The organism is Vibrio sp. 10N.286.48.B8, assembly GCF_003050085.1.
Lineage (GTDB): Bacteria > Pseudomonadota > Gammaproteobacteria > Enterobacterales > Vibrionaceae > Vibrio > Vibrio crassostreae.
The window spans coordinates 53,455-61,443 of record NZ_PIGD01000027.1; the positions used below are offsets into that span (position 1 = coordinate 53,455).

Consider the following 7,989-nt stretch of genomic DNA (forward strand, 5'->3'; position numbering starts at 1 on the left):
GTTAATATCTGACGTTGGTCATGACGCCGCCGTATAACGAAATACCATTTCGAGATAGACCGTTATCCATAATATCGAATGGTAAGGGGTAGCCCGAAGCCCCATAAGATGAGGTAATAATGTGCGACACCGTATGTGCGTAAGTCATCCCACGGTAGCACTCGTTTCCTTGGTCAAATGAGAAAAGTGCCGAATAGTGGACAGAGCCTCCATCATGTTGATTAAATATTGGGTTATCCCCAATGTAGAAGAACGTACGATACAATCGAAAGGCGGCACCGTGATGAGCATTAATAAAACTACGATTGTAGGTACCTGTTACTCCTAAGTAACCTTGAGTTGTAGCTGTGTATAGCCTCACATAACCAATGCTTGTATATTTTCTTGAAGAAAATGGAATTCGAGAAAAACAATCGTTGGGGGTCTCTATATGTGGTGAAATGACTTTTTGAATAATATGCGGAAAATATGTCGGATTATAGTAATTCCAAACCTGATATTCTTGTGCCTCTGAGGAGTAATAGTAATTACTAATCCCTACGTTACAGGGAATTGTGAATCCCCTTGTATTGGCATAATGGGTTTGAACATGGGACTCACCTGTTTTGTAATACAGATAAACATTTGTCGAAACGCCAGAAAGGGCGATTAAGTTATTCGCCTCTTCACTCCAAACTAGATTACCGTCTTCATCGGTATCATAAAAAACACTGTCATCTCGCCATGGTGTAACTGGTGTCATACCATCATTGACGTTATCCCCATTTTCAGAGTCAAAGTACCTAAAGACTGTCCCAGATTTTCTGGCAAAGGTTTCATCTAAATCCAAAGGTACACCACGTAGGTGCTCTAGGGTTATTGCTTGCTCCAACCCATCCTTCAACGCTTTTTCAGTTACAGCTTTAGCTTGGCTTGTTCCAGAAAAAGAATTGCTAAGCTGAACTACACCAGACCGAGCAAGGCTTGCTGTCCTGCTTAATAACTTCTTAATTGTCAGAAAGCGAGAATCGTCTGTGCCAGCATCCACATCGCCACTTCGCGCTATTCTCGCAACACCCGACCGCTCTTCTGTAGCACTATAAGCCTCAAGTAACTCCACCGAGATGTTATCAATGGTTGATGCGGCAAGATTAAGTTCACAGGCCTCAATAACAACCGTATCTTTTCGCTTATAAGTAATGACTTCACCATCACGGCTATCAACGGCAAATAGGGTTCCGTCATCGAGCCAATAACCGAGCTCCTTACCTTCAAAAGCTTCAGCTCCATCCCACACGGTTTCGAAATGCAGGCGACCTAACGCTGTAACTTCTCCACGAGTAATGGCTTTACGTTGCACTTCATTGCGTAGGTTGGTTTGGTCTGCTGTAGGCGTATAGCCCTCAGTACCAATACTGATTTCTGCTATTTTGTAACTAATGCCAAGCTCGCCAGCTCGAATTGAAGCTGCGATACCCACGTCAGTAATCAATAAACTCATTGTGTTACCTCGTATTTGTGCAGGTTTCTAATATGTCGATAGTTCGCCATTTGATGATGAGCAACAAAGGCTGAGTGATATATCCAAACCACTTCAGTGTGTGGCAAACGGTACTTTTCAAATGCTTGCCATGCTTGAATGCTCAAGTGCCGAAACGAATCGTACAAAGAGCCAAAAATGAGGTTGGGATGGCTGACTTCATCAAACACCATTCCACTTTGTTGGCCAGCAGTATTGTTTAACAAACTTTGATAGTCTGAAATCTTCCAACCAAATTGTTGCTCTTCAAACTCCGTTAATAGCGACAATTCAATCTCGTCATGGGTTTGCTTGAAGTCTTTGGCAATGCCTTTAATGGTGCTGGCAAGCTCTAGGTTCTCGGTGTCTTGCCAATATTCGCCTTTGGGTAACAGCCCACGATAGGCGCCTTCAAAATCACCGGCACTGTATTCAATAATTAAGTCGGAGGTGTCCACGTTACGTCTCCTAATACGTGTATCTGATTGTTCTCAATGGCGACTTCTCCCACCGGAGAGCGGACAATAAAGTTGTTGGTCACGGTAGAGATAGTTAAAACAATTTCGGTGTTGGTGATGGACTCCGGCTTTTGGGTTGTAGGGTCGATGTTGCCCATTTTCTCTTTCACTAAGTTTTCGAGTGCAGTGACCACATCGTCTCGCACCACTTGGTCTTCAATACCTTGGATCTCGATATTGATTGGCACTTGCTCTGGTAGGTGAGCCAATGGGTGACAACCTGCGAGTCGATTGTCTTCAAAGGTGTCTTGCACTAAGTTGACCACTTCACTGCTTAACGTTGGGTCGTTTTCTCGCGCACCGATATACACTTCAACCATGCCTCGCTGTGGGGTGTTATCAAGCGCCCAAGCAAAATCCACATCTGAGTGAGCCGATACAGCCCACACTTCGTAATCCGACGCTTTGCCAATCAGTTCGTTCTTTTCAAATGCAACGATGACACGTACCCGCCAATGTTCTAACTCTTCAATATTGGCGCCTCCGCCAATGCCAAGTGAAAGCACTCGATTTGGGTCAATACCGCTTAGTCCTTCGCTTAACGTAAGCACCGCGCCTTCGAAGAGATTACTCTCCACGCCAGATTCAAGCGCAATGACGTCAACGGGGACGTTGCTGTATTGTTCTTTGGTGGTTTCGTACTCGTGATTAGCATGCGTTAACCGAGTCCCTTTTTTAATCACAACCGCTGCGCCAAGTTCAGTGAACTGTACTCGGCCCGTTGCGAAAGTGGGCAGTAATCGAGGGGTTTTATGGCGATTGGCGTGTAGGTATAACCAGTCTTCAGAGCAGGTCTCTGGGTGCAGCTGCCTGAACAGCAAATCTTGATAACCATATTGCCCATAGCTGACACCAGCAATGGCTGCGGCTATCGCTTTGGTCGCAGGGTTGTTTTGCCCAGTTTCAGATACCAGGTTGGCTTCTGCGCGAGCAATCAAACTGTCTAGGCTTCGTTGTGTACTCATTGATTAACCTTTGAAAGTGGAACATCGAACTGAGAGCCATCGGCTAAGGTGATCATCACATTGCGACCCATTTGGTTTGGCTTCTCTCGCCATACTGAAACCTCAACTGCTTTGGCGTGGCCGTCGGTAATGAGCCAAGCGAGCGACTCTTCACAAAACCGTTTAGCGAGGCTTAATGTTTCGTCTGTGAGCTTTGCTCGCTTGAGTGTCCAGTCACGAGAGCCGACTACGTTTATCAACTCATTGCTCCAAGTGCCGCCACGCTCATTGCTTGCCATACGGGCGCGATCGTTTTGAGTGGATTCGGCGTAGTTATAAACACTCTGCAGAACGGCGTGGGTTAATCCCTCTTTAGAGCTGAGTGGAGCAGTCAGGGCGGTTAAGTTGAAATGACTCATCCTTTATTTGGCCCCTTGGTTATTCTTGTTGTCCCGTCGTCTGTGTAGTCGTGGTCATGCTTTTCAACTTTGACCCCGCCAAACGTACCGGACGCGCCACCCACAGAACCGGTGACATTAGCGTTCTTTGTGACTTTCAAATTGCCACCTATTTCTACGTCACCGGAAAACGTGGACTTAGGTGCGGTAACGTTCACAGTCGTTGCGTTCACCGTGGTTTCTTGCGCTGATATCACTTCTAACTTTGCGCAGGCATTGATCTTGATGCCTTGCTGCGTGAAATGAACAAGGTTGCCTTTGTCGTCCAGTATCGCGACTTCACCAGGCTGTAACTCTATTTGGTGACGTTCGTCTTCTACGTTCACGGTGATGCCGCGAGATGTGGTTCCACCAATGAACAGGTTGTAAGTTTTCGCCCCTGGTAATGGACGGCTCATAAACCCGTAGTTGTGCACGCGTTTTATCTTGTCGTTGGTTCGGCCTGTCGCGGTTTTGATTTGTAATCGGCCTGTGGTTGCCCCTGTGACGATGCCAGTGCCAATCACGTTTTTGATTCTGGCCATTAATCGCTGTTGTTGCTGCAGAGCACTAGACATAGCTTTGCTCCTTAAACGGCCTAAACAGCCCAACCGATGTTTCTGTAGAGCTTTCAGACACTGATAGGCCAAGCGACTTGATCACCAACATCTCACTGAAGCTTTGCTCTTGGTCAGCGACTCGAATCACTCGGTTTAATCCTTCAATGGCTAACTCAGGGAATATGTCGGCAATCGTGCTTGATGCTGTCAGGCTTTGAGCTATGGCGAGGTTGCGCTCATATTTAGCACGAGACAGGCAAGCTTCACGGTTTTGCAATTGGTCACAGGTGATCACCATGGTCCGTGAGCTATCGACGTTTGGATTGATGGTTTGTGCGCTTGCGTCATCCCACTGGCCTTGCACATCAATGGTGTGAAATTGCTGATTGAAGGTGCGCTTGATGTTCAGGCTGTCGATGTTGTTGCCCGTTTCTAGACCGATGTTGCTGATAGTTGCATGCGCGGTGTTTTCAATGGTCAACACGCCATTGCGCTCAACCAACATAAAGCCTTGCTCTCGAATGAGCTGCGCCACGTTCTCTACGGGTGATTCTGCATTTATCTGAAACTCAGGGATGACCGGCATACTCTTCACCAGGCTTTTCACTTTCAAACCAAATGGCTTGGCAACATGGCGAAGTAGCTCTTCCACGTTCAAATTATAAAGCGCGTCCATCGTGATGCGTGAATCAATCATGTTGGCACTCTTTGAGCGACCAGAAATGGAAACCGCGTGAGCATTCGAGTCAGTGTTTGAATCCACACCATCAATCTGACCAATCAGAACCGACTTGTCGTTAAGGAAGAACTCAACCGATAGTGGGCTTTCAATACTCATAGGCTCAATTGAGCAACTGAACGTGTGGGCCAGCTGTTCTATAGAGTAGTTGAGATTCGCTTGATAGAAGGTGCGCGGCTTGCCATCAATGTGCATCGTTAGCGTGTTCATGACACATCCCTCACGGCAATGTCACCACGAATGAAGAGCGGGTGCTGCAGTGCATTCATTTTGGTGATGACTTTTTCCTGAGTGAACTCATCGTGCGCAATCGTCAGCGCGGATTGAAAGCGTGGTGACTGCACCGTTCTATGGGGTGCGGTACCGCTGACGACTTTATCTTGCTGAACCTTCACATTGCTTTTCAATGTCGTGACTGCGTCGAACAGCTCAATGCTTTCAAGCGTCGATACTTGGGTGGTGTCTTTGATGCGCTCATCGATACCGACAATCAAAGTAGATAGATCACTGTTGATGGTTTCAGACTGCTTAGCCGACTGCGTAATATCAAAGCGGTCGCCTTTCTCTAGGTGTGTGATGTCTTTGTTCATCTTCACTGCGCCTGTCACCATTTGCACATTGTGGTGCTGAGTTGGTGTGCCTGGTTTCACTTCACCTAACAGCAAAGTTTGAGCACTGCGTGAATTATCTACCGCTTCATTGCTTGAGCTTGGCTCAGCTTGAACACCATCGGCTACCGCATCCACTGACGTAGAAAACAGATCAGCGAACTCAGTTGGGTTGGTGCTGAGACTACTCACTGCCGAGAATGCTTTATTGATGGCGTAGTTAATGTCTTGAAGGTTTTCATCTTCGAGGTTCAAACGGTTGGTGATGTCGACCAACACGTTCAATGCGCTGGTGACATCACTCTGAACCCTGTGAATATCCGATACATCCAAGCCGTTTACTTCTTTCACGAAAGAACGTTTCGACAAGCTTTCGACTATGTTGGCCTGCGTTTTTGTACGAACGGAAATCGGTGCAGTGATTGAAGGGGAAGAGCCAGCGCGAGCAAACTTCAGGCTCAGCGTGACTAAGCCTTTCTTGGTACTGATGCTTTGGGATACGTCTTCAAAGACAAGCGGCAGCTCACCCAACCAAGGATGTTCTAGCTCGCCCGTTGGTTTTGCTTCTAGGTTTTCAATGAGGACATTGGCATCGGCCAGAGAACTGGGACCAACGAACACAACTTCAATCGTGTAGGTACGGGCTTTTGTTCCCATGACTTTGATGTGTGGTAGGTCCGCGTAGGGGATTTCGCTGACTTGCAAGCGCTTACCACCATCAAAGGCGGTCGAGAGGATGTTGAGCTTAAGCCCATTCCATCTAGCGTGCTCGTACTGTCGTTCCCACATCAAAAAGCCACCAACTACAGAAGAAAATCAGAATTAGGCAGCGAGAATAAAATGAGTGATGGAGTAGGGCGCTCAGGCCCTGTTCGGACTCACCCACCCCTCCACACCAAAATTCCACACTGCAATTATGCGATCTTAGAACCGCATTTCATTTCGGTAGTTGTATTGGAACACAGCCCCCGATGTATCTACATCGAGGGCTGTTTTAGATAGGGGATTTAGAGATCGTCTGAGATCGTTTTTGTTCGTTTTTTGAAAAAAAGGTGATCGTTAGTCTTTTCGAACTTTATCTAGCAGTTTCTTAGGACAAATTTTTAGAGGGCCCCATTCAATTTCACCTAACTTGATAGCGCCACCAAATAGCTCGACTTCATCATCACTCTGCATACTTTCAATCAGAAGCAGCTGATTTTTTTGCACATCAATAGTATTTTGCTGTGTTTGAATGGTATTTTGCATTGAGTGAAGAGTTGCTTCTTTTAGTTGAATTGCAGAGCTCTTCATCTCAAGTTGACCTTTGAAGTGATTCACTTGAGTTTGTAGTTGAGTAACCATGAACTGTTGCTCAGGAGATAAAGTTTGGCTCCGTGCTGGTAGGTACTCAGCATAGGGTAGAGCAATATATTGTGAAAATAATGCCCCAATGTCTGCAAACATCTGTTCAGTATGTTCAGTACTATGTATAACTTGAGTTTCTTCTCCTATATGTTCTACGGATATTAGAGCATTGATACCATAGTTTTCTAAGAATTCACCGAACCAGATTAGATATTGTGAACATATGTTTTGGTAGTTTTGAGGGAACCTAAATGCTTTTAGAACATGTTTTCCGAAGGATTGTCTACTTAAATCATCTAAGATAGCATTTGCAGTCGAGCTTACTTTTAGTGAGACGTCTTCTAGTGTCTTTCGGATCTCCTGTTCACTATGTAAATTGAGGGAAATTGTGGTGTAAGACATGTTATCATCAATGGGCTCTTGGGTTGTTTTTAATCCCAAATCCTGAAGTTTACTATGGAATGGAGCTAGGAATGTATGGATTGTAAAAGGGAAAGCCCACTCTTCTAAGTTTATATCGTAAGAAACTCGAATACTTAAATCCTCAGTGTCCTTTTCAAAGTTAAACATCATGATATCGTTAATTCGCTCGTACATTTCTAAATGTAACGGATAGGGTATTTCTTTTACTTTGAACGAGATTAAGGTGTTAATTAAATCAGTACTAGGGTCGTTTATATAATCTATTGAACTTTGTTCCCCCCTTTTTTTTTGATTATATATCACGTTACCATCTAGCAGCATTTCAATTACGTCGTCATTACTACGAAATTCAAATCTCATATAAAACCTTAATTTAACAGAAATAATTATATTTTATAGTGTCTGGTCTAGAGAGGAAAAGCAATGTTTATATGCACTGCTGCGCCTACTTCGGAAGCTGAAGCTTTTATAATTTCATCCGATACCCCTTAAGTAAAATCTCATCCATTTGGTTCAGCTTGCGCACGGCCAATGAAACGCGCTTGCTTGATACACCAGTTCTTAGTGAAGCCAGCTCGTAAGAATAACCAGACTCGAACACCAGCTTCACGGCTTTGCGAGTTTGTTCTGGCATATCTCTTTTTGAGATCACTTCAAGCAAAGCATCAAGGCGTTTTTTAGGAATAAGGTTCATTTATTCAAAATATCCGTAGTCTAGACTTCTGTTTTAAGCGCTTGGTTGTTCCGCTTCAAAGATATCAATCTGGTTCACATCACCTTTGCACAACTCGGGCTGTAGCTCTGAGCTTGGCTTCTGACCCGTTGGTTCAATGAAGTGCGAGAACGAGGTATGCGCTACAAACACTTTCCCGCAATTCAGGTTTAAACATTGGCAGTACAGCTCTCGTGTTTCTG

Annotated in this window: 10 protein-coding genes; all 10 read right to left on the minus strand. The window is 45.2% G+C overall.

What is annotated here, in order from left to right; genetic code table 11:
• Position 1: 1 nt before the first annotated feature.
• Entirely contained in the window at positions 2–1,480 is a 1,479-nt protein-coding gene (locus tag CWO08_RS21880; protein WP_108021102.1) for a tail fiber protein, read from the minus strand.
• Positions 1,477–1,956: a hypothetical protein gene (locus tag CWO08_RS21885; protein WP_108021103.1), complete on the minus strand. Its 480-nt coding sequence runs from the start codon at positions 1,954–1,956 to the stop codon at positions 1,477–1,479. The genes CWO08_RS21880 and CWO08_RS21885 overlap by 4 nt, the downstream gene beginning before the upstream one ends.
• Positions 1,938–2,981, minus strand: coding sequence for a baseplate J/gp47 family protein (locus CWO08_RS21890; RefSeq protein ID WP_108021104.1), 1,044 nt, complete (start codon positions 2,979–2,981; stop codon positions 1,938–1,940). The genes CWO08_RS21885 and CWO08_RS21890 overlap by 19 nt, the downstream gene beginning before the upstream one ends.
• Positions 2,978–3,379 carry a phage GP46 family protein gene (locus CWO08_RS21895; protein ID WP_102579374.1) on the minus strand — a complete coding sequence of 134 codons (402 nt, stop codon included), beginning with the start codon at positions 3,377–3,379 and terminating at the stop codon, positions 2,978–2,980. The genes CWO08_RS21890 and CWO08_RS21895 overlap by 4 nt, the downstream gene beginning before the upstream one ends.
• Entirely contained in the window at positions 3,376–3,975 is a 600-nt protein-coding gene (locus CWO08_RS21900; RefSeq protein WP_108021105.1) for a phage baseplate assembly protein V, read from the minus strand. The genes CWO08_RS21895 and CWO08_RS21900 overlap by 4 nt, the downstream gene beginning before the upstream one ends.
• Positions 3,968–4,906, minus strand: a complete 939-nt coding sequence (locus CWO08_RS21905) for a phage tail protein (protein ID WP_108021106.1) — start codon at positions 4,904–4,906, stop codon at positions 3,968–3,970. Before CWO08_RS21905 ends, CWO08_RS21900 begins: the two co-directional genes overlap by 8 nt.
• Positions 4,903–6,093 (minus strand): DNA circularization N-terminal domain-containing protein, encoded by a 1,191-nt coding sequence (locus CWO08_RS21910; RefSeq protein ID WP_108021107.1) that lies wholly within the window; start codon positions 6,091–6,093, stop codon positions 4,903–4,905. Before CWO08_RS21910 ends, CWO08_RS21905 begins: the two co-directional genes overlap by 4 nt.
• 270 nt (positions 6,094–6,363) lie before the next feature.
• Positions 6,364–7,434: a hypothetical protein gene (locus CWO08_RS21915; protein ID WP_108021108.1), complete on the minus strand. Its 1,071-nt coding sequence runs from the start codon at positions 7,432–7,434 to the stop codon at positions 6,364–6,366.
• A gap of 106 nt (positions 7,435–7,540) precedes the next feature.
• Complete coding sequence (locus CWO08_RS21920; protein WP_108020907.1) at positions 7,541–7,768, minus strand: hypothetical protein; 228 nt, start codon at positions 7,766–7,768, stop codon at positions 7,541–7,543.
• A gap of 33 nt (positions 7,769–7,801) precedes the next feature.
• The coding region (locus tag CWO08_RS21925; RefSeq protein WP_108021111.1) for an ogr/Delta-like zinc finger family protein at positions 7,802–7,989 on the minus strand (188 nt) is incomplete at its 5' end.

Bases quoted from the DNA above. Each gene is read 5' to 3' on its own strand.
- CWO08_RS21880 (WP_108021102.1), bottom strand. From the start codon at position 1,480: ATGAGTTTATTGATTACTGACGTGGGTATCGCAGCTTCAATTCGAGCT.
- CWO08_RS21890 (WP_108021104.1), bottom strand. From the start codon at position 2,981: ATGAGTACACAACGAAGCCTAGACAGTTTGATTGCTCGCGCAGAAGCC.
- CWO08_RS21895 (WP_102579374.1), bottom strand. From the start codon at position 3,379: ATGAGTCATTTCAACTTAACCGCCCTGACTGCTCCACTCAGCTCTAAA.
- CWO08_RS21900 (WP_108021105.1), bottom strand. From the start codon at position 3,975: ATGTCTAGTGCTCTGCAGCAACAACAGCGATTAATGGCCAGAATCAAA.
- CWO08_RS21905 (WP_108021106.1), bottom strand. From the start codon at position 4,906: ATGAACACGCTAACGATGCACATTGATGGCAAGCCGCGCACCTTCTAT.
- CWO08_RS21910 (WP_108021107.1), bottom strand. From the start codon at position 6,093: ATGTGGGAACGACAGTACGAGCACGCTAGATGGAATGGGCTTAAGCTC.
- CWO08_RS21915 (WP_108021108.1), bottom strand. From the start codon at position 7,434: ATGAGATTTGAATTTCGTAGTAATGACGACGTAATTGAAATGCTGCTA.
- CWO08_RS21920 (WP_108020907.1), bottom strand. From the start codon at position 7,768: ATGAACCTTATTCCTAAAAAACGCCTTGATGCTTTGCTTGAAGTGATC.